The 19044-nt window shown below is 72.3% G+C and carries 18 protein-coding genes; 9 read left to right on the top strand and 9 right to left on the bottom strand.

From position 1 onward, the window contains the following. Positions 1 to 23 precede the first annotated feature (23 nt). On the bottom strand, positions 24 to 266 hold the full coding sequence (locus JT723_RS11235) for a hypothetical protein (protein ID WP_251512387.1): 243 nt from the start codon (positions 264 to 266) through the stop codon (positions 24 to 26). 355 nt (positions 267 to 621) lie between these two features. Here JT723_RS11235 and JT723_RS11230 point away from each other — a divergent pair, with 355 nt between their 5' ends. Continuing rightward, positions 622 to 1974, top strand: coding sequence for a L,D-transpeptidase (locus JT723_RS11230; RefSeq protein ID WP_251512389.1), 1353 nt, complete (start codon positions 622 to 624; stop codon positions 1972 to 1974). On the opposite strand, the gene JT723_RS11225 is transcribed toward JT723_RS11230, so the two are convergent. Beyond that, the gene (locus JT723_RS11225; RefSeq protein ID WP_205044605.1) at positions 1922 to 3088 is read right to left on the bottom strand and encodes an ROK family protein; all 1167 of its coding nucleotides are present in this window, start codon (positions 3086 to 3088) and stop codon (positions 1922 to 1924) included. The genes JT723_RS11230 and JT723_RS11225 overlap by 53 nt on opposite strands. A 657-nt stretch (positions 3089 to 3745) precedes the next feature. Next, complete coding sequence (xylB, locus tag JT723_RS11220; protein ID WP_205044410.1) at positions 3746 to 5164, bottom strand: xylulokinase; 1419 nt, start codon at positions 5162 to 5164, stop codon at positions 3746 to 3748. Positions 5165 to 5266: 102 nt separating this feature from the next. Between xylB and xylA the strand changes: the two genes are divergently transcribed. Further along, complete coding sequence (xylA, locus tag JT723_RS11215; protein ID WP_205044409.1) at positions 5267 to 6448, top strand: xylose isomerase; 1182 nt, start codon at positions 5267 to 5269, stop codon at positions 6446 to 6448. Between the two features lie 75 nt (positions 6449 to 6523). Here xylA and JT723_RS11210 read toward each other — a convergent pair whose 3' ends face one another. Then, positions 6524 to 7396: a phosphatase PAP2 family protein gene (locus tag JT723_RS11210; RefSeq protein WP_205044604.1), complete on the bottom strand. Its 873-nt coding sequence runs from the start codon at positions 7394 to 7396 to the stop codon at positions 6524 to 6526. A gap of 408 nt (positions 7397 to 7804) precedes the next feature. Here JT723_RS11210 and JT723_RS11205 point away from each other — a divergent pair, with 408 nt between their 5' ends. Continuing rightward, the gene (locus JT723_RS11205; protein WP_205044408.1) at positions 7805 to 9871 is read left to right on the top strand and encodes a glycosyl hydrolase family 28-related protein; all 2067 of its coding nucleotides are present in this window, start codon (positions 7805 to 7807) and stop codon (positions 9869 to 9871) included. A gap of 127 nt (positions 9872 to 9998) precedes the next feature. Next, a complete protein-coding gene (locus JT723_RS11200; RefSeq protein ID WP_205044407.1) occupies positions 9999 to 11141 on the top strand; it encodes a cystathionine gamma-synthase in 1143 nt (380 codons plus the stop codon). A 14-nt stretch (positions 11142 to 11155) separates the two neighbouring features. Here JT723_RS11200 and JT723_RS11195 read toward each other — a convergent pair whose 3' ends face one another. Genes JT723_RS11195 through JT723_RS11185 form a run of 3 tightly spaced genes read right to left on the bottom strand, consistent with a single transcriptional unit; the run spans position 11156 to position 12611 of the window. Next, complete coding sequence (locus tag JT723_RS11195; protein WP_205044406.1) at positions 11156 to 11452, bottom strand: hypothetical protein; 297 nt, start codon at positions 11450 to 11452, stop codon at positions 11156 to 11158. Next, positions 11449 to 12021 carry a sigma factor-like helix-turn-helix DNA-binding protein gene (locus tag JT723_RS11190; RefSeq protein WP_205044405.1) on the bottom strand — a complete coding sequence of 191 codons (573 nt, stop codon included), beginning with the start codon at positions 12019 to 12021 and terminating at the stop codon, positions 11449 to 11451. Before JT723_RS11190 ends, JT723_RS11195 begins: the two co-directional genes overlap by 4 nt. Before the next feature lie 32 nt (positions 12022 to 12053). Beyond that, on the bottom strand, positions 12054 to 12611 hold the full coding sequence (locus tag JT723_RS11185; RefSeq protein ID WP_205044404.1) for a MarR family winged helix-turn-helix transcriptional regulator: 558 nt from the start codon (positions 12609 to 12611) through the stop codon (positions 12054 to 12056). Between the two features lie 218 nt (positions 12612 to 12829). On the opposite strand from JT723_RS11185, the gene ilvA reads away from it, so the two are divergent. The 3 genes from ilvA to JT723_RS11170 all read left to right on the top strand — a co-directional run bounded on the left by ilvA (position 12830) and on the right by JT723_RS11170 (position 16123). Next, positions 12830 to 14059 carry a threonine ammonia-lyase gene (ilvA, locus tag JT723_RS11180; protein ID WP_205044403.1) on the top strand — a complete coding sequence of 410 codons (1230 nt, stop codon included), beginning with the start codon at positions 12830 to 12832 and terminating at the stop codon, positions 14057 to 14059. A 193-nt stretch (positions 14060 to 14252) separates the two neighbouring features. Continuing rightward, positions 14253 to 15269, top strand: a complete 1017-nt coding sequence (locus tag JT723_RS11175) for an ATP-binding cassette domain-containing protein (protein WP_205044402.1) — start codon at positions 14253 to 14255, stop codon at positions 15267 to 15269. A gap of 59 nt (positions 15270 to 15328) precedes the next feature. Beyond that, positions 15329 to 16123, top strand: coding sequence for an ABC transporter permease (locus JT723_RS11170; protein ID WP_205044603.1), 795 nt, complete (start codon positions 15329 to 15331; stop codon positions 16121 to 16123). Between the two features lie 100 nt (positions 16124 to 16223). Here JT723_RS11170 and greA read toward each other — a convergent pair whose 3' ends face one another. Together greA and JT723_RS11160 are read right to left on the bottom strand one after the other, a co-directional pair. After that, positions 16224 to 16721 carry a transcription elongation factor GreA gene (greA, locus tag JT723_RS11165; RefSeq protein ID WP_205044401.1) on the bottom strand — a complete coding sequence of 166 codons (498 nt, stop codon included), beginning with the start codon at positions 16719 to 16721 and terminating at the stop codon, positions 16224 to 16226. Between the two features lie 114 nt (positions 16722 to 16835). Beyond that, positions 16836 to 17258: a DUF4307 domain-containing protein gene (locus tag JT723_RS11160; protein ID WP_205044400.1), complete on the bottom strand. Its 423-nt coding sequence runs from the start codon at positions 17256 to 17258 to the stop codon at positions 16836 to 16838. A gap of 136 nt (positions 17259 to 17394) precedes the next feature. Between JT723_RS11160 and mca the strand changes: the two genes are divergently transcribed. Both mca and JT723_RS11150 read left to right on the top strand, forming a co-directional pair. Continuing rightward, a complete protein-coding gene (mca, locus tag JT723_RS11155) occupies positions 17395 to 18267 on the top strand; it encodes a mycothiol conjugate amidase Mca (RefSeq protein ID WP_205044399.1) in 873 nt (290 codons plus the stop codon). Positions 18268 to 18273: 6 nt separating this feature from the next. Next, complete coding sequence (locus JT723_RS11150; RefSeq protein WP_205044398.1) at positions 18274 to 18519, top strand: hypothetical protein; 246 nt, start codon at positions 18274 to 18276, stop codon at positions 18517 to 18519. Positions 18520 to 19044: the final 525 nt, after the last annotated feature.

Raw genomic sequence — 19044 nt, 5'->3', positions numbered from 1 at the left:
CGCCTGCCGTGTGACGTCGCAGGTCAGAGCGCGGCCCGGCGTGCGCGCCGGGTCGCGTCGACGACCAGGGCGGCGCCGGCCACCAGGAAGGCGGAGCCGCCGATGACGTACGGCTTGGTGTCGATGCTGCCGGTGTCGGCCAGGTCGAGGTGCTGCGCCGAGGCCGGTGCGGCGTGCGCGGACGTCGCGGGCGCGTGCTGGGGGCTGGCGCTCGCGGACGGTACGAAGTACAGCGCGGCCAGCACGGAAGCTGCGGCGGCGGCCACGTAAGGGCGGGGCGAGGCCAATGGAACCCCCAGGGGTTGCGACGACTTGACCGTGGTGGCCGATCGTAGTGACTCAGGCCACTGCTTGGGAAGTCGCCTCCCGCCCCACCGTCCCCGCTCTCCCCTGATCAGCCGCACGGCCCGCACCTGCCGCCGCAGGGCGCCCGGCCGCATCCACGCGGCGGAGTCCGGCGGGCACGGAGGGTGGCGTGCGGGGCGCCCCGGGAGGGGGCGGCGTGGGAAAGGCCACAATTATGCCCGGAAAGGGTGATTTGCTCCGGAGTGGCTGTTTCCATGGGGACGGAAGAAGCCCGTGGTGCCGCCGCGGGGGACCCCACCCGCATTGGAGAGATGCGTGACGCCGCCCGACAACGGAACTGCCCCCGCCAAGCACCCGAAGATCACCAAGCGCCGCACCCTCGCTGCGGCCGCCGCGGTGCTGATCGGCGGCAGTGTCGCCGTCACCGCGTGCAGCACCGGGGGCGGCGGGCACGCGGACAGCAAGGCCGCGGCCAGCTCCGCGCCCACCACGCAGGCGCCTACGCCGTCCCAGACGCCGTCCGCGCTCAGCCAGGCGAGCCAGGACGCGGCGGCGGCCAAGCACACATCCGCCGCGAAGATCACCATCACCCCGAAGTCCGGCGCCACCGGCGCCAAGGTCAGCGGTGCGGTCAAGGTGTCGGTCAGCGGCGGCACGCTGACCTCGGTGACCATGAAGTCCAAGGCCACCGGGCACACCGTCGCGGGCAAGCTGTCCGCCGACAAGAAGAGCTGGACCCCGTCCAAGGCGCTCGCGCACAGCACGCAGTACTCGATAGCCGCGGCCGCCGCCGACACGCAGGGACGGCCCGCCGCCGCGACCGCCACCTTCGCGACCGCCGCGGCCAAGCCGTCCACCTTCGTCGGCTACTTCACACCCGAGGACGGCTCCACCGTCGGCGTCGGCATGCCGGTGTCGGTCAACTTCGACCACGCCATTTCCAAGGCCGACCGGGCCGCCGTGCAGCGGGGCGTCACCGTGACGTCCAGCAGCGGGCAGCAGGTGGTCGGCCACTGGTTCAGCGCCAAGCGGCTCGACCTGCGCCCGCAGTCCTACTGGGTCGCCGGCTCGCACGTCACGCTCGACCTGAACCTCAGGGGCGTCAAGGGCGCACCCGGCGTCTACGGCGTCCAGCACAAGACCGTCGGCTTCGACGTGGGCCGCTCCCAGGTCTCCACCGTCGACACCAAATCGCACATGATGACCGTCGTCCGCGACGGCCAGGTCGTCAGGACGATCCCGATATCCGCCGGCGGCGAGGGCCACACCACCTACGACGGCCAGCTGGTCATCGAGGAGAAGGACCAGACCACCCGCATGAACGGCGCCACCGTCGGCTTCACCGACGACGACGGCAAGGGCGAGTACGACATCCCCGACGTGCCGCACGCCATGCGCCTGAGCAACTCCGGCACCTTCATCCACGGCAACTACTGGGGCGACCCGTCCGTCTTCGGCCACGCCAACACCAGCCACGGCTGCATCGGCATCGAGGACGTCAAGGGCGGCAAGGACCCGAGCACCGACGCCGCGTGGTTCTTCGACAACTCGCTGGTCGGCGATGTCGTCACCGTCGTCAACTCGCCCGACAAGGTCATCCAGCCCAGCAACGGCCTCAACGGCTGGAACATGACGTGGAGCCAGTGGCTGGCAGGCTCGGCTCTGTAAGAGCGGTACGGATCCACGTCGCGGGGTCGTCCAGCACGGTACGCACCGAGCTGTAGGCGGCCCCGCGCAGCACGCCGTCGTGCCCGAGGCGGGAGACCAGCACGTCCTGCGCCCGCCACTGGCGGTCCGTGACGCGGGCGGCGAGCTCGCGGCGCACGCCCGGCAGCAGCCAGGGCGCGAGGTCCGCGAGCGGGCCGCCGACCACCACGGCCTGCGGGTCGAGCAGGTTGACCGCACCGCTGAGGGCTATACCCAGGGCGGCGCCTGCCTCCTCCAGCGCACGCAGTGCCGCGGGGTCGCCCGCGACAGCCGCCGCTTTCAGTGCCGGGCCGCGTCCCGTACGCACACCGGCCGCACGCAGCAGCGCCTCCTCGCCAGCGTAGGTCTCAAGACAGCCGTTCGCACCGCACGAACAGCGCGGCCCCTCAGGGCGCACCGGCACATGGCCCAGCTCGCCCGCGAAGCCGCGGGCACCGCGGAACAGGCGGCCCTCCACGACCAGGGCGGCACCGATGCCGATCTCGGCGGACACGTGCACGAAATCCGTCAGGCGGCCGTCGTGGCCGCCCAGCCACAGCTCGGCCAGGGCGCCGAGGTTCGCCTCGTTCTCCACGGCCGCGTCCGCGCCGAAAGCCGCGGCCAGCGGTACGTCCTCCCAGCCGAGGTTCGGCGCCCGCAGCACCGTGCCGCGGTCCTCGCCGATCAGGCCGGGCACCGCGACCGTCGTCCGCACCGGCCGCAGGCCGGACTCCGCCGCCTCCGCGACGACGCCCTCCGTCAGCTCCGCCAGCTCCGCCAGGACCGCGGCGGCCGGGCGGGTGCGGTTCGCCGCCGGGCGCTCGGCGCGCGCCCGCACCCTGCCGTGCAGGTCCACCGCGCACGCGGCCAGGTGGTCCACGCCGATCTCCGCCCCGATGCCGGCGGGACCCGTCCCGGACAGGGCCAGGACCGTGCCGGGGCGGCCCACCGTGCCGGGGCGCTGCGCGCCCAGCTCCTCCACCAGGCCAGCTGCCAGCAGCTCGTCCACCAGCGTCGAGACGGTGGCCCGGGTCAGGCCGACCTCCGCGGCGACCGCGGCCCGCGTCACGTTCTCGCCCGCGGCGAGGGCCTTCATGACCAGCGCCATGTTCCGGCGGCGGAGACCGGCTTGTGCGCCGGTGGCTTTCCCCACGATGTGACCTCCGGTCCGGTTGTGACGTCGGGGCCGCAGCCCCGCCCTGCATCCTTCACCCTGCCAGCCCCCCGCCCCGCCCGGGGCGAGCCCCTCTCCCCCGGCGGGGGGGTTGCGCGCGCAGTTCCCCGCGCCCCTTCAGGTCCTGCCCCTAGCCCTGGGGGCTGGTCGCGCCCGCGCGGCGTCAGCCGCACATCAAATGCAGCCCCGCGCCCCTGAAAAACGCTCACCCTCGCAGGCAGAGGGCGCCACCTGAAGGCGCCGGCCCTGCGGGAAGAGGGCAACCATCAGGGGCGCGGGGAACTGCGCGCCCAGCCCCCACGCACCGGAAGGTGCAAGCCCACCGCAGGTGGCAGTCGCCCAGGGGCGCGGGGGACTGCGCGCCCAGCCGCGACGGACCGGAAGGTGCAAGCTCACCGCAAGTGGCAGTCGCCCAGGGGCGCGGGGAACTGCGCGCCCAGCCACGACGGACCGGAAGGTGCAAGCCCACCGCAAGCGGCAGTCACCCAGGAGGCGCTGGGGGTACCCCCAGGCGAAGCTCTGGGGGCGGAACTGCGCGACCGACTCGCCGCCGGGGGAGAGGGCACCCCCCGGGAGGGCCTAGGCGGACGCCAGGGGGATGGCGGACGCAAGGCGGGTGAGGGTGGCGTGGTCCTGGGGGAGGGCCGGGTGGACGCGGCCCGACGTGGTGGACCAGCGAGCCGCGATCGCGTGGGCGGGCTCGCCGGTGAGCGCGGAGGCGGCCTGCACGGCCGCGCCCAGGGCGACGAGTTCCCCGGCGTCGGGGACTTGCACCGCCCGCCCGGAAAGCCTCCGCACCGTCTCCAGCCACGCGGCCCCCCGCGACCCCCCGCCGATGACGATCAGCGGCTCGTCGGAGGGTGCGCCGCCGTCCACGGCGAGGACCTGGTCGAGCGCGCCGAGCAGCGCGTACACCGCACCGTCGTACGCGCCCTGCAGGATCTGCCCGGCGGTGGTGTCGTGCCGCAGCCCGGTGAGCAGGCCGGACGCGTACGGCAGGTTCGGCGTGCGTTCGCCGTCGAGGAAGGGCAGGAAGGCGACCGAGCCGCCGGGCTCGACGTCCTCCCGCTCGCGGCCGAGCAGCGCGGCCACCTTGTCGACGGCGAGCGTGCAGTTGAGGGTGCACGCGAGTGGCAGCCACCCGCCGTCGGCGGCGGCGAACCCGGCGACGACCCCGGTGGCGTCGGTGGGCCGCTGCCGCGACACCGCGTAGACGGTGCCGGAGGTGCCGAGGCTGAGGGCGGCCCGGCCGGGGGTGAGGCCGAGGCCGAGTGCGGCGGCGGCGTTGTCGCCGGTGCCGGCGGCGACGATCGCGCCGGGCCGCAGGCCGAGCCCGTCGCGTACGGTGCCGGCCTGTTCGCCGGGGCCGAGGACGGCGGGAAGGAGTTCGGGGTCGAGCCCGATCTCGGCGAGCAGCCCGTGGTCGTAGGCCTCGGTGTCGGAGCGCCACCAGCCGGTCCCGGAGACGTCGCCGCGGTCGGTGACGGCGGCGCCGGAGAGGCGTTCGGTGAGGAAGTCGTGGGGGAGGCGGACGGCGCGGGCGGCGGCCGCGGTCTCGGGCTCGTGCTCGGCGAGCCAGGCCCACTTGGAGACGGTGAAGCTGGCCCCCGGCACGGAGCCGAAGCGCTGGGCCCAGTGCCCGGCGCCGTACTTGTCGACGAGGGCCGCGGCCTGCGGCGCGGACCGCACGTCGTTCCACAGCATGGCGGGCCGCAGCGGCCGCCCGGCGGCGTCGAGCACGACCAGGCCGTGCTGCTGCCCGCCGACCGAGACCGCCTCGGCGCGGCCGGCCCATTCGCCCGTCTGGCCCAGTGCGGATTGCAGTGCGGTCCACCAGACCTCAGGATCGGTCTCCCGTCCCGCGCCGCTGCTCACGGTGTGCCGTGCCTGGCCGGAGGCCAGCACCTCACCGGTCTCGACGTCCACCGCCAGCACCTTCGTGGACTGCGTGGAACTGTCGACCCCGAGTACGACCTGCGATGCGCTGTCCGACCCCATGTGATTCCTGTCCCTTCCGGAGCCCGTAGTGAGCTGCCACTTCCCATCATCGGCCTCGCATACTAATTTGTTCAACAGTCTGACGAATAGGAGCGAGCCGTAATGACTTCCGAGACGAACCTCACCCCGGGTCCCGAGCACAAGTTCACCTTCGGCCTGTGGACGGTGGGCTGGCAGGGGCGCGACCCCTTCGGTGAGGCGACCCGCGCGCCGCTCGACCCGGTCGAGACCGTCACCAAGCTCGCCGAGCTCGGTGCGTACGGCGTGACGTTCCACGACGACGACCTGATCCCGTTCGGGTCCTCCGACGCCGAGCGCGACGCGCACATCAAGCGCTTCCGTGCGGCGCTCGACGCCACCGGGCTGACGGTCCCGATGGCGACCACGAACCTCTTCACGCACCCGGTCTTCAAGGACGGCGGCTTCACCGCCAACGACCGCGACGTACGCCGCTACGCGCTGCGCAAGACCATCCGCAACATCGACCTGGCCGCCGAGCTGGGCGCCAAGGTCTATGTCGCGTGGGGCGGGCGCGAGGGCGCCGAGTCCGGCGCCGCCAAGGACGTGCGGGTCGCGCTGGACCGCTTCAAGGAGGCCTTCGACCTGCTCGGCGACTACGTCACCGAGAAGGGCTACGACATCAGGTTCGCCATCGAGCCCAAGCCGAACGAGCCGCGCGGCGACATCCTGCTGCCGACCGTCGGCCACGCGCTGGCGTTCATCAACACCCTGGAGCGCCCCGAGCTGGTCGGCGTCAACCCGGAGGTCGGCCACGAGCAGATGGCCGGGCTGAACTTCCCGCACGGCATCGCCCAGGCGCTGTGGCACGGCAAGCTCTTCCACATCGACCTCAACGGCCAGACCGGCATCAAGTACGACCAGGACCTGCGCTTCGGCGCCGGTGACCTGCGCTCGGCCTTCTGGCTGGTGGACCTGCTGGAGTCGGCGGGCTACCAGGGTCCGCGGCACTTCGACTTCAAGCCGCCGCGCACCGAGGACTACGACGGTGTGTGGGCGTCGGCCGCCGGCTGCATGCGCAACTACCTGATCCTCAAGGACCGGGCCGCCGCCTTCCGCGCCGACCCGGCCGTCCAGGAGGCCCTGGTGGCCGCGCGCCTGGACCAGCTCGCGCAGCCCACCCTCGCCGAGGGCGAGGGCCTGGCCGGCCTGCTGGCCGACAAGTCCGCGTTCGAGGACTTCGACGTGGACGCCGCCGCCGCGCGCGGCATGGCGTTCGAGCACCTCGACCAGCTGGCGATGGAGCACCTGCTCGGCGCCCGCTGAGCCCCGCCGGGGGCGCGGGGAATCCCTTCCCCGCGCCCCCGGAAGACGGTCGCTCTTTGCCCAGAGGGCACGCCATCAGGGGCGCGGGGAACTGCGCGACCGGCCACGACGCTGGGAAGGTCCGGCTGCCGCGGACAGGGGCAGGACGGACGGGCCCGGCACGCTCGCGCGGCGCAGCGGCCACGCCCAGTGGGCGCGGCCCGGGCGGGGCGCCGGCGGGTCGGTGACCGGGCCGGGGATGACCGCGAGGGCCACGCCCAGCAAGGCGGAGCCGACCAGGCAGTCCAGCCAGTAGTGGTTGGCGGTGCCGACCACCACCAGCATGGTGACCAGCGGGTGCAGCAGCCACAGCCACCGCAGGCGCGAGCGGTACGCGGCGATCAGCCCGACCGCGATGGCCAGCGCCCAGCCGACGTGCAGCGACGGCATCGCCGCGAACTGGTTGGCCATGGAGCCGCTCTCCGGCTTGCCGTACACGGCGGGTCCGTAGACCGCCGCGGTGTCGACCATGCCGTCGCCCGGCAGCAGGCGCGGCGGGGCCAGCGGGAAGAACAGGTGGCCGATCAGCGCCAGCATCGTCTGGATGACGATGGCCCGCCTGATCCACAGGTAGTGCGCCCGCTTCTTGACGAACATCCAGCCGAGGAAGACCACCATCGCCGGGAAGTGCACCGTGGCGTAGAGGTAGTTGGCGGTGTGGACCAGCGTCTCGCTGTGCAGCAGCAGCTTCTGCACGGCCTGTTCGCTGGGCAGGTGCACCCGGCGTTCGAACGACCAGACGCCGTCCGCGTGGTGGTAGGCCTCGTCGGTGTGGCCGTTGGCGACCCTGCGGCCGTACTTGTACACCGCGTTGACGGTGAAGAGCAGCACCAACTCGGGGAGCAGCTGGGGGAGTCTGGCCGGCAGCGGGAATCTGGGCGGTCTGGGGAAGGGGTGCTTGGCGGCCATCACCGACGACATCCCGTTGCCCAGCCCCAGCCCCATACCGCAGCCCCTGCCCCTCCATCGAATCCACCGACAGCCCGGACGCAGCGTTCGCCCCTCCGCCTGCCCCGCAGACCCGACGTGAAGCCGACCGCTCCGGGCCATCCTCGCAAAACCTCGCCGAAATGTCCGTGAGGTCAATCCCACGCCACGCCCGCTCAACCCTTTCCGCCCACCCGCGGGTCGCACCGCACGCCACGGAATCGCGCAAAAACTGCGCAGGCCAATGAAGTTGTGCGGCAAGGATGCGAAAATACGCATGCACGAACCTTGTGGAACCGGACGTCGCCGTCCTAGGTTCGGCTCACCCCGGTGGCTGCCGGGGTGAGCGGAACCCCCACCTGAGCGTGGCCGGAGAGAATCGAGCTTTCGATGTCACGGAGCATCACCGGTGCTGTGGCGAGATGGTCGTCAGGTCCGCGGCGAAGAGCCGCCGTCACGGTCGCGTCGGTGACCGCGGCGGCGGCCGCGCTCGGCGTGCTGGGCGGCGGCACCGCGGTGGCCGGGGCGCCGGCGCGCGGCGCCGGCAAGGCCGTGGTGACCAGGGCCGCCCTGGACCCGGCGCTGACCGCGGGCCGCGGCGCGGACGTCGGCTTCGCCGAGCAGGAGGCGGAGAACGCCGTGACGAACGGCACCGTCATCGGCCCGGGCCGCGACGCCTACACGCTGCCCGCCGAGGCCTCGGGCCGCAGCGCGGTGACGCTGCAGCCGGGGCAGTACGTCGACTTCACGCTGCCGAGCGCGGCCAACGCGGTCACCGTGCGCTACAGCATCCCCGACGCCCCCGCCGGCGGCGGCCGGACATCGCCGCTGAAGGTCAGCGTCGACGGCGGTGCGGCCCGCACCATGACGCTGACCTCGCAGTACGCCTGGCTGTACAACCTCTACCCGTTCTCGAACGACCCCACCGCCGACATCACCCACCCCGACTGGTGGGTCACCGAGTGCGGCTGCGTACCGGAGGCGACCACCCCGGCGCCGGTCTTCGCCAAGCCCTTCCGGCCCAACCACTTCTACGACGAGCAGCGGCTGCTGCTGGGCCGCACCTACCGGGCCGGGCAGACCGTGCGGCTGAGCGTGCCGGCCGGCGCCGCGGCCACCACCGTCGACCTGATGGACTCGCAGCTGGTCGCGCCGCCGAAGGTGGACCTGCCGGCCGCGAACGTGCTGCTCTTCGGCGCCGACCCGACCGGCCGCCGCGACTCGGCCGACGCGATCGACAAGGCCGTCGCCTTCGCCCGGCGCACGCACCTGAAGGTCTACATCCCGCCGGGCACCTACCAGGTCGACCGGCACATCGTCGTCGACCACGTCACCATCGAGGGCGCGGGCAGCTGGTACACGGTCATCAAGGGCCACCAGGTGGACCTGGCGACCCCGGCCCCCGACGGGAGCGTGCACACCGGGGTCGGCTTCTACGGCAAGGAGGCGGCGGCGGGCGGCAGTTCCGACGTCCACCTGTCGGGTTTCGCGATCCAGGGCGACGTGCGCGAGCGCATCGACACCGACCAGGTCAACGGGATCGGCGGGTCGCTGAGCAACTCCACGATCGACGGCCTGTACATCCAGCACACCAAGGTCGGCATGTGGTTCGACGGGCCGATGACCAACCTCAAGATCACCGGAAACGTGATCGTCGACCAGATCGCCGACGGCATCAACTTCCACACCGGGGTGACGCGTTCGGTGATCTCCGGCAACTTCCTGCGCAACACCGGTGACGACGCGATCGCGATGTGGTCGGAGAAGACCGAGGACGCGGGCAACACCGTCGACCACAACACCGTGCAGACCCCGGTGCTGGCCAACGGCATCGCGGTCTACGGCGGCACCGACAACACCGTCTCGGCGAACCTGATCGCCGACCCGATCCGCGAGGGCAGCGCCCTGCACGTCGGCTCGCGCTTCGGCGCCGAGGCCTTCACCGGCAGGCTGGCGATCACCGACAACACCACGGTCAGGGCCGGTACGTACGAGCTGAACTGGAACATCGGGCTCGGCGCGATCTGGATCTACGCGCTGGAGAAGAACATCGACGCCGACATCCAGGTGACCGGCGACCACTTCCTGGACAGCACCTACAACGCGATCATGCTGGTCACCGACTTCCCGGTGAAGGACCTCTACTCGATCACCGGCGTCCACTTCAAGGACATCCAGGTCGACGGCACCGGCACCTCGGTGCTCAGCGCCCGGGCCGCCGGCGGCGCGACCTTCGAGAACGTCGACGCGCGCAATGTCGGCGCCGTCGGCATCAACAACTGCGGCTCCTTCAACTTCCCCGCCACCGGCTCGGAGTTCGCCGTCACCGACCTCGGCAGCAACGACGGCGGCGGCACCACGGGCCCGTGGCTGGCGCCCTGGGAGCTGCCCAACACCATCACCTGCGACGACCGCCCCGACGTGGTGCCCCCGCCGGCCCCGTCGCTCTGGCAGTAACCGGCAACACCCGCCCCGGCCGGTCGCGTTCACCGCGGCCGGCCGGACGGCTGCCCGCAGCCGCGGACCCGGCCGCCGCCGGAGCGCTTGCCGGGGGCGGCGTCCCGGGGGCACTACGCTCGGCGGCATGAGCGATCAGCACTTCGAGACCCTGGCCATCCACGCGGGGCAGCCGGCCGACGCGCAGACCGGCGCCGTCGTCACACCGATCTACCAGGTGTCGACCTACAAGCAGGACGGCGTCGGCGGCCTGCGCGGCGGCTACGAGTACAGCAGGTCGGCGAACCCGACCAGGACGGCGCTCGAACAGAACCTGGCGGCGCTGGAAGGCGGCACCCGCGGCCTGGCCTTCGCGTCGGGACTGGCGGCCGAGGACTGCCTGCTGCGTACCGTGCTCGCCCCGGGCGACCACGTGGTGATCCCCGACGACGCCTACGGCGGCACCTTCCGGCTGTTCGCGAAGGTCGTGGAGCGCTGGGGCGTGGCCTGGTCGGTGGCCGACACCTCCGACGTGCAGGCGGTACGTGCGGCGGTGCGCCCGGAGACCAGGCTGATCTGGGTCGAGACACCGTCCAACCCGCTGCTGGGGATCACCGACATCGCCGCGCTCGCCGGGGTGGCCCGGCAGGCCGGTGTGCGGCTCGTGGTCGACAACACGTTCGCCAGCCCCTACCTGCAGCAGCCGCTGTCGCTGGGCGCCGACGTGGTGGTGCACTCGACCACCAAGTACATGGGCGGCCACTCCGACGTGGTCGGCGGCGCCCTGGTGACCTCGGACGCCGCCCTCGGCGAGGAGCTGGCCTACCACCAGAACGCGATGGGCGCCGTCGCCGGCCCCTTCGACGCCTGGCTGGTGATGCGCGGCATCAAGACCCTCGCGGTGCGCATGGACCGGCACAGCGAGAACGCCTCCCGGGTCGCGCACCTGCTGTCCGCGCACCCGAAGGTGACGCAGGTCTACTACCCGGGGCTGCCCGAGCACCCGGGCCACGAGGTCGCCGCCAAGCAGATGAAGGCCTTCGGCGGCATGGTGTCCTTCCGGGTCGAGGGCGGCGAGGAGGCGGCCGTCGCGGTGTGCGACCGTGCGAAGCTCTTCACCCTCGGCGAGTCGCTGGGCGGTGTCGAGTCGCTGATCGAGCACCCGGGCCGGATGACGCACGCCTCGGTCGCCGGGTCCGCTCTGGAGGTGCCCGCCGACCTGGTGCGGCTGTCGGTCGGCATCGAGGCGGCGGACGACCTGCTGGCCGACCTCAGCCAGGCCCTGGCCTGAGCACAGGACCTGGGCTACCGCAGGAAGGGCGCCGAGATCGGGCCCATGCCCACCGGCGACCACCATGTGCCGTCGCCGGTGTCGCCGCCCGCCGGGTCCTGGCGGTCGGGCCAGGTGACGACGGCCAGCACGATGCCGGCCACCACCGCGGCCACCAGCAGCACCCACAGCACCTGCCGCGCGAGCCGGCGGCGGCGTACCGTACGCCGGCCGCGTGCGGCAGCCGAGGCCACCAGGCCGGCCGGCACCACCGGGTGCGGGGTGTCGAGCAGCTGGCGCACCTCGTCGTCGCGCCGGTTCGGCGCCCTCACGGCGCCACCTTCTCCGCGGCCCTCCGGGCGGCCCGGTCCGCGCGGTCGCGGGCCTCGGCGACCGTACGCGCGGGTTCCTGGGGTCTTCCCGACGGCGGGCGGCCCTCCGTGCGGTCCGCGGCCCGCGGCGCGGGTCCCGCCGGGTCGTAGCGGCGGGACCGCAGGGTCGCGGTGGCCCGGGCGCCGATCGCCCTGACCCGGTCGGTGGGCAGCCCGAGCTGGGCCGCGGTCTGCTCCTCCGCGACGCCCTCGAAGTAGCGCATCGTGACCACCAGGCGCTCCTGTGCGGTGAGCCGCGCCAGCACGCCGCCGCGCGGGCGCCGCCACCACGGGCGGCAGGCGAAGCGGCGTACCAGCTCCGCCCGCGCCTGGTCGTAGGGGTCGTCCGCGCGCAGCCGCAGCCAGTCGGCGTACGTACGGGCCAGGGTCGCGGTCAGCAGCCGCTCGGCCTGCTCCCGGTCGCCGGTGAGCAGCGTGGCGGTGTGCAGCAGTCGGCCCGCCGCCCCGGCGGTGAACGCCGCGAATTCGGCGTCCCGTCGGATCTCGGCTGCGGCCCGGCGCTTCCCCACGCGGCCATGGGACGGCAACCAGGTGTTCGAGGTCAAGCCCCTTGCGTGTCCCCCTGCGGTTCGTACGCACCATTGGCCCGCGGGGCATCTTCCGCCGCTCCCGGCGCCTCGTCGTCGCCTCTGCCGAGTCCCGCGTGCCAGTCGGCGAGCGCGGTGTTGAACCTGACGAGCAGGTCGGTGAAGACCTCCCGCTCGCCGTCCGACCAGCCGTCGGTGACCTGGGCCATCAGCCGGCGGCGCGAGTCGCGCACCTCGTCGAGCCGGCCGCGGCCGCGCGGTGAGACCGCGAGCACCACCGCCCGGCCGTCGTCCGGGTGCGAGGTGCGCTTGACCAGGCCGGTGTCGACCAGCGGCGCGACCTGCCGGGTGACCGTGGAGGAGTCGATGCCCATGGACTCGGCCAGCGCCTTGACCCCCATGGGACCCTCCCGGTCGAGCCGGTTGAGCAGCAGATAGGCGGCGCGGTCCATCGAGTTGCGGGCCTTGCCCACACCGCCGAGCCGGGTCTGTTCCGCGCGGCGGGCGAAAAGGGCCACCTGGTGCTGGAGGCGCTCAAGGAGTTCTGACGAGGTCTCCGTCGGTTTGGACATGACCTTGAAGCTCGCGTTCTGTCGGTCCTGCGAAGGGCGATCGGACGGCGGGAAGTTGGGAGAAGAGTACGCGGACCGGCTGCCCGAGTGACCCTGCACGCACAAACCGCAATCGGCTGATGACCCCACTGTGAAGGTCGCCCGGCGCACCCCTGCCCCGGTCGTGCCCCGGTCGTGCCCCGGGCGTGGCGCGGGCGCGGGACTGCGAGACTGGTCCCATGGACCGACCGTCTTCTGCCGCGCCCCACCCGATCACCCTCGACGACGTGCGCGGCGCCCACAAAATGCTCTCCGGCGTGGCCCGGATGACCGCCATGGAAACCAGCCGGCACCTGTCGTCGCTGGTCGGTGCACCGGTGCACCTCAAGTGCGAGAACCTGCAGCGCACCGGCTCCTTCAAGATCCGCGGCGCCTACGTGCGGATCGCCGGCCTGAGCCCCGAGGAGCGCGCCGCGGGCGTGGTCGCGGCCAGCGCGGGCAACCACGCGCAAGGCGTCGCGCTCGCGGCCTCGCTGCTCGGGGTGCGCTCGACCGTCTTCATGCCGGTGGGCGCCCCGCTGCCGAAGGTCGCCGCGACCCGCGACTACGGAGCCGAGGTCCGGCTGCACGGCGCGGTCGTGGACGAGACGCTGCGGGCCGCGATCGAGTACGCCGAGCAGACCGGCGCGGTCTTCATCCACCCCTTCGACCACCCGGACATCATCGCCGGGCAGGGCACGGTGGGCCTGGAGATCCTGGAGCAGTGCCCCGAGGTGCGCACCATCCTGGTGGGCGTGGGCGGCGGCGGGCTCGCCGCAGGTGTCGCGGTCGCGGTCAAGGCGCTGCGGCCCGACGTGCGGGTGGTGGGTGTGCAGGCGGCCGGCGCCGCCGCCTACCCGCCCTCGCTGACCGCGGGCCACCCGGTCTCGCTGGGGTCGGTGGCCACCATGGCCGACGGCATCATGGTGGGCCGCCCGGGCGACGTGCCCTTCGCGGTGATCAGGGACCTGCTCGACGACGTCGTGACGGTCTCGGAGGACCAGCTGTCCTCGGCCCTGCTGCTGTGCCTGGAGCGGGCCAAGCTGGTCGTGGAGCCGGCCGGTGCCAGCCCGGTGGCGGCGCTGCTGGCGGCGCCGCACGCGTACGAGGGACCCGTCGTGGCGCTGCTGTCCGGCGGCAACGTGGACCCGCTGCTGATGCAGCGCATCCTGCGGCACGGCATGTCCGCGGCCGGCCGCTACCTGTCGCTGCGGCTGCGGCTGACCGACCGGCCGGGGGCGCTCGCCACGCTTCTGGGGGTGCTGTCAGTGGTCGACGCTAACGTGCTCGACGTCAGTCATGTGCGGACCGACCCGCGCCTCGGGCTCACCGAGGCGGAGGTCGAGCTGCACCTGGAGACCAAGGGTCCCGAGCACTGCGCCGCGGTCGGCGCGGCGCTCGAGGACGCGGGTTACGTCGTGATCGCCTGACGACCGCGGGACCGCTTGCCGGGGGTTGACGCGATATATCGCGTCTGGCATCGTCGCCATATCGCGAGGGTGCCCGGTAATCCGTTCGCACACCGCGGGGCATCCGGCGATCATCGGCCGATGAGTTTCGGCTGCGGGACCGGTCGTACAGCCGTGACAGCACACAGCGAAAGCAACGGACAGGAGCGAAAAAATGCCGGGCGCCATCTATGCCGAGGGTCTGGTCAAGACCTTCGGTGATGTCAGGGCACTGGGGGGAGTGGACCTTGACGTGCCGGAGGGCACGGTCCTCGGTTTGCTCGGTCCCAACGGGGCGGGCAAGACCACCGCGGTGCGCGTCCTGACCACACTTCTGCAGCCGGACAGCGGCCGGGCCACCGTCGCCGGCATCGACGTGCTCAAGCACCCCAACGAGGTACGCCGGCACATCGGCCTGTCGGGCCAGTTCGCGGCCGTGGACGAGTTCCTCACCGGCCGGGAGAACATCCAGATGGTCGGCGAGCTGTACCAGCTCAGCCCCAGGGCCGCCCGCAGGCGGGCAGACGAGCTGCTGGAGCGGTTCAACCTCACCGAGGCCGCCAACCGCGTCTCCAAGACCTACTCCGGCGGCATGCGCCGCCGGCTCGACCTGGCCGCGGCCCTGGTCGTCAGCCCGCCGGTGATGTTCATGGACGAGCCCACCACCGGGCTCGACCCGCGCAACCGGCAGCAGCTGTGGGAGGTCATCCAGGAACTGGTCGCGGGCGGCACCACGCTGCTGCTCACCACCCAGTATCTGGAGGAGGCCGACCACCTCGCCCACGACATCTGCGTCATCGACCACGGCAAGGTCATCGCGCGCGGCACCTCCGACCAGCTCAAGGCGCAGATCGGCGGCGAGCGCGTCGAGGTCGTCGTGCACGAGCGGGACCGCATCGACGACGCCGCCCGCGCCATCGCCGTCCACGGCAAGGGCGAGGTCAAGGTCGAGCAGCACACCCGGCAGATCACGGTCCCCGTCACCGGCGGCGCCAAGCTGCTCGCCGAGGTGATCCGCGACCTGGACTCCCAGGGCATCGAGATCGACGACATCGGCCTGCGCCGCCCGACCCTGGACGACGTGTTCATCTCGCTCACGGGCCACGCGGCCGAGGCGCCGGAGAACGGCGACAGCGAGGACGGCGCCGGCGAGGGCACGGCCGCCGCGGACGTCAAGGAGGCCGTCAAGTGAGTGCCGCGACCGACACCACCCCCCAGCTGACGCTGGCCCCGCACGCCCGCGGCGGCGTCATGCAGTCCGCGCACGACTCACTGGTCGTCGCCAAGCGCAACCTGCGCCGGATGATCCGCATCCCCGAGGTCGTGATCTTCGGCCTCATCCAGCCGATCATGTTCGTGGTGCTCTTCAGCTACGTCTTCGGCGGCTCCGTCGCCGTCGGCGGCTCGCTCAGCGCCACCGACTACCGCAACTTCCTGATGGCCGGCATCTTCGCGCAGACCGTCACCTTCGCCACCGCGGGCGCCGGCGCGGGCATCGCGGACGACATGAGCAAGGGCCTCATCGACCGCTTCCGCTCGCTGCCGATGTCCCGCGGCGCGGTCCTGACCGGCCGCACCCTGGCCGACCTGGTGCAGACCGCGCTGACCGTGGTGGTGCTCGCCTGCGTCGGCCTGCTGGTCGGCTGGCGCATCCACAACGGCATCCCGAAGATGTTCGGCGCCTTCGCGCTGCTGCTCCTGCTCGGCTACGCCTTCTCCTGGATCGGCGCGCTCATCGGCCTGTCGGTGCGCTCCCCCGAGGCGGCCACATCCGGCGGCCTGATCTGGCTCTTCCCGGTCACCTTCGTCTCCAACGCCTTCGTGGACTCCTCGCAGATGCCGGGCTGGCTCCAGCCGGTCGCCGACTGGAACCCGTTCTCCGCGACCGTCCAGGCCTGCCGCGTGCTCTTCGGCAACCCGGGCGTGTCCCCGTCCGACGCCTGGCCGATGGAGCACCCGGTGTGGGCGTCGCTGGCCTGGTCGGTGGTCATCATCGCGGTCTTCCGCACCTGGGCGGTCCGCAAGTACCGCTCGGCGACGGCGTAAGGCCGCTGCCGTACGGCATCCACGGCGTACGGCGTCCCCGTGCACGACAGCGAGCCCCCGGCGGTCATCCGCCGGGGGCTCGTACGTCTGCTCGCTGCGGTCAGCCCTGGTACGGCCTGACGTCGAGGATCGTCACCGACGCGCTCTTGCCGTTCGGCAGCTCGTACGTGGCCTCGTCGCCCTTGCGCTTGCCGGTGACCCCGCGGCCCAGCGGGGACTGCGGCGAGTACGTCTCCAGGTCGCTGGAGATGCCCTCGCGGGAGCCGAGCAGGAAGGTCGTGGTGTCGTCCGGGTCGCCGTCGAAGGCGATCGTGACGACCATGCCGGGGGCCACCACACCGTCGTCCGCGGGGGCCTCGCCGACCTTGGCGGTCTCCAGGATCTGGTTGAGCTGCCGGATGCGCAGCTCCAGCTTGCCCTGGTCCTCACGCGCCGCGTGATAGCCCGCGTTCTCCTTGAGATCGCCTTCCTGGCGGGCTTCCTCGATCTTGGCGACGATCTCGGCGCGCGCGGGACCAGACAGATGCTCCAGCTCGGCCTTGAGCTGGTCGTACGCCGCCTGGGTCAGCCAGGTGACGTTGTCGCTGGTCTGGGTCACAGGAGCTCCTCGTCGGTACAGTCGTGAAGAATTGCATTGCCACCGGTAGCCGGGACGAAACCACGAGCCTAACAATTACCGGCGACAGACGGGAGCGGGTAAGCGGCGGGCGGGTCAGCCGCGCGGCGCGACGCTGCAGCCGACCAGTTCGCCGGTCTCGCCGCGGGCGGTCGTGCGGACCGTGACGACCGTGTCGACCTGCTTGCTGTGCTGCGCCAGGCGTACGTCCTTGCGGCCCACCTCGGCGTGGTCGGTGCCCACCGAGCGGACCGTGCACACCGCGACGGTGCCCGCGCCCTTGTGGACCTCCAGGTGGATCTGCAGGGCCTGGTCCGAGACCGCCTCGAAGGCCACCACCTGCCCGCTGACCTTGTCACCGCTCAGCGTGTCGTAGCCGTACCACCCCACACCCGCCGCGACCAGCACACCTGCCACGACCGCGGCGATCCTCAGCCTGCGGTCCGCGCGGGCGTCCGCACCGGGGCCGTAGCGTCCGTCGGGCGGGGAACCGTGCGGACCGGCCTGGACAGCCGTCATGATCGTTACTCCCGTTCACTGACCGCGGAATTATTCGTCCCCTCGCTCGGTCACTATAGAAGGCGTTCCCCCTGCGCCCACCGAGGGGGCCCCACGACCAATGGCACAACCCAACGGGACTTTGAGGACACCAGCCTTGACTGAGCAGCTTCGACTGATGGCCGTACACGCTCACCCCGACGACGAGTCGAGCAAGGGTGCCGCCACCATGGCCAAGTACGTGTCAGAAGGGGTGGACGTACTGGTGGCCACCTGCACCGGCGGCGAGCGCGGCTCCGTGCTCAACCCCAAACTCCAGGGCGACAAGTACATCGAGGAGCACATCCACGAGGTGCGCGCCAAGGAGATGGACGAGGCCAGGGAGATCCTCGGCGTCAAGCAGGCCTGGCTCGGATTCGTCGACTCCGGGCTGCCCGAGGGCGACCCGCTGCCGCCGCTGCCCGAGGGCTGCTTCGGCCTGCAGGACGTCGACGAGGCGGCCGGCGCGCTGGTCAAGCTGATCCGCGAGTTCAAGCCGCAGGTGATCACCACCTACGACGAGAACGGCGGCTACCCGCACCCCGACCACATCATGACCCACAAGATCACCATGGTGGCCTTCGACGCGGCCGGCGACCCCACCCGCTACCCCGAGGCCGGGGAGCCCTGGACGCCGCTCAAGCTCTACTACAACCAGGGCTTCAACAAGGCCCGCACCCTGGCCCTGCACGAGGCGATCGAGGCCCGCGGCATGGAGTCCCCCTACGGGGAGTGGCTCAAGCGCTGGGACGAGTTCGCCAGGCCCGAGCGCAACATCTCCACCCACGTGCCCTGCGCGGACTTCTTCGAGATCCGCGACAAGGCGCTGCTCGCCCACGCCACCCAGATCGACCCCGACGGCGGCTGGTTCCGCGTCCCCATGGACCTCCAGCGGGAGATCTGGCCCACCGAGGACTACGAGCTCGCCAAGACCCGCGTCGACGTCTCGCTCCCCGAGGACGACCTCTTTGCGGGCGTCCGCGAGGCCTGAGGGACAATGGGCGGCGTGACAGCAACCCATGCCCACGCTCTCGGCCGCCCCCTGGTCTCCCTCGCCGAGGTCAACCAGGACAAGGTGACGCCCGGGCTCCTCGGATTCGTGATCTTCGCTGCGATCGCCTTCGGGCTGTGGATGCTCATGAAGAACATGGGCAAGCAGATGAAGAAGATCGACTTCGAGGAGCAGGCACCACCCCCTGCGGTGCCCCACCCCACCGACCCCAAGTCCCCCCGGCGGGGGTAAGCGCCTCTCCCTTGCGCAGGGTGCGTCTTCGGCGGGGCCGGGCCTTCCGCCGGCCGCGGGCTGAGGGGGGTGCCCCTGCGCTGGGCGGTGCTTTTCAGGGGCGCGGGGCTGCGTCTGATGTGCGGCTGGCGCCGCGTGGGCGCGACCAGCCCCCACCGGCCGGTGGCCCGGCACGGACCGAACAGCCCCTTTGGGTCGGTGACGACCCGCGCGCCCGGTGGGGGCTGGGCGCGCAGTTCCCCGCGCCCCTGAGGGGCGCCGTCGCAGGCAAGCGCGGCGAGGAGCCCAGCGGCCCGCGAAGAGCACCGCCCGGCGCAGCGGGCACCCACCCCAGGTCACGCGGCCAGCGAGAAGCACCCCCTGCGGAAGGGGGACCGCACGAGCCACCGCGGCCCGCGGAAGGGCGCCGCCCCGCGTAGGGGCTAGGCCGTGTTTTGGAAGTAGCGCCGTCCGCCCACAGGGCGGGTCCCGCGGCGTCTGGTGCGTGCGATCGCAAGGCGGAGGGTCGTCCTCGTAGTGGGTCTA

Source organism: Actinacidiphila bryophytorum, assembly GCF_016916835.1.
In the GTDB taxonomy this organism is placed as follows: Bacteria; Actinomycetota; Actinomycetes; order Streptomycetales; family Streptomycetaceae; genus Actinacidiphila; species Actinacidiphila bryophytorum.
The sequence above is the reverse complement of the archived record's forward strand: the minus strand, read 5'-3'. Positions and strand labels throughout refer to the sequence as shown.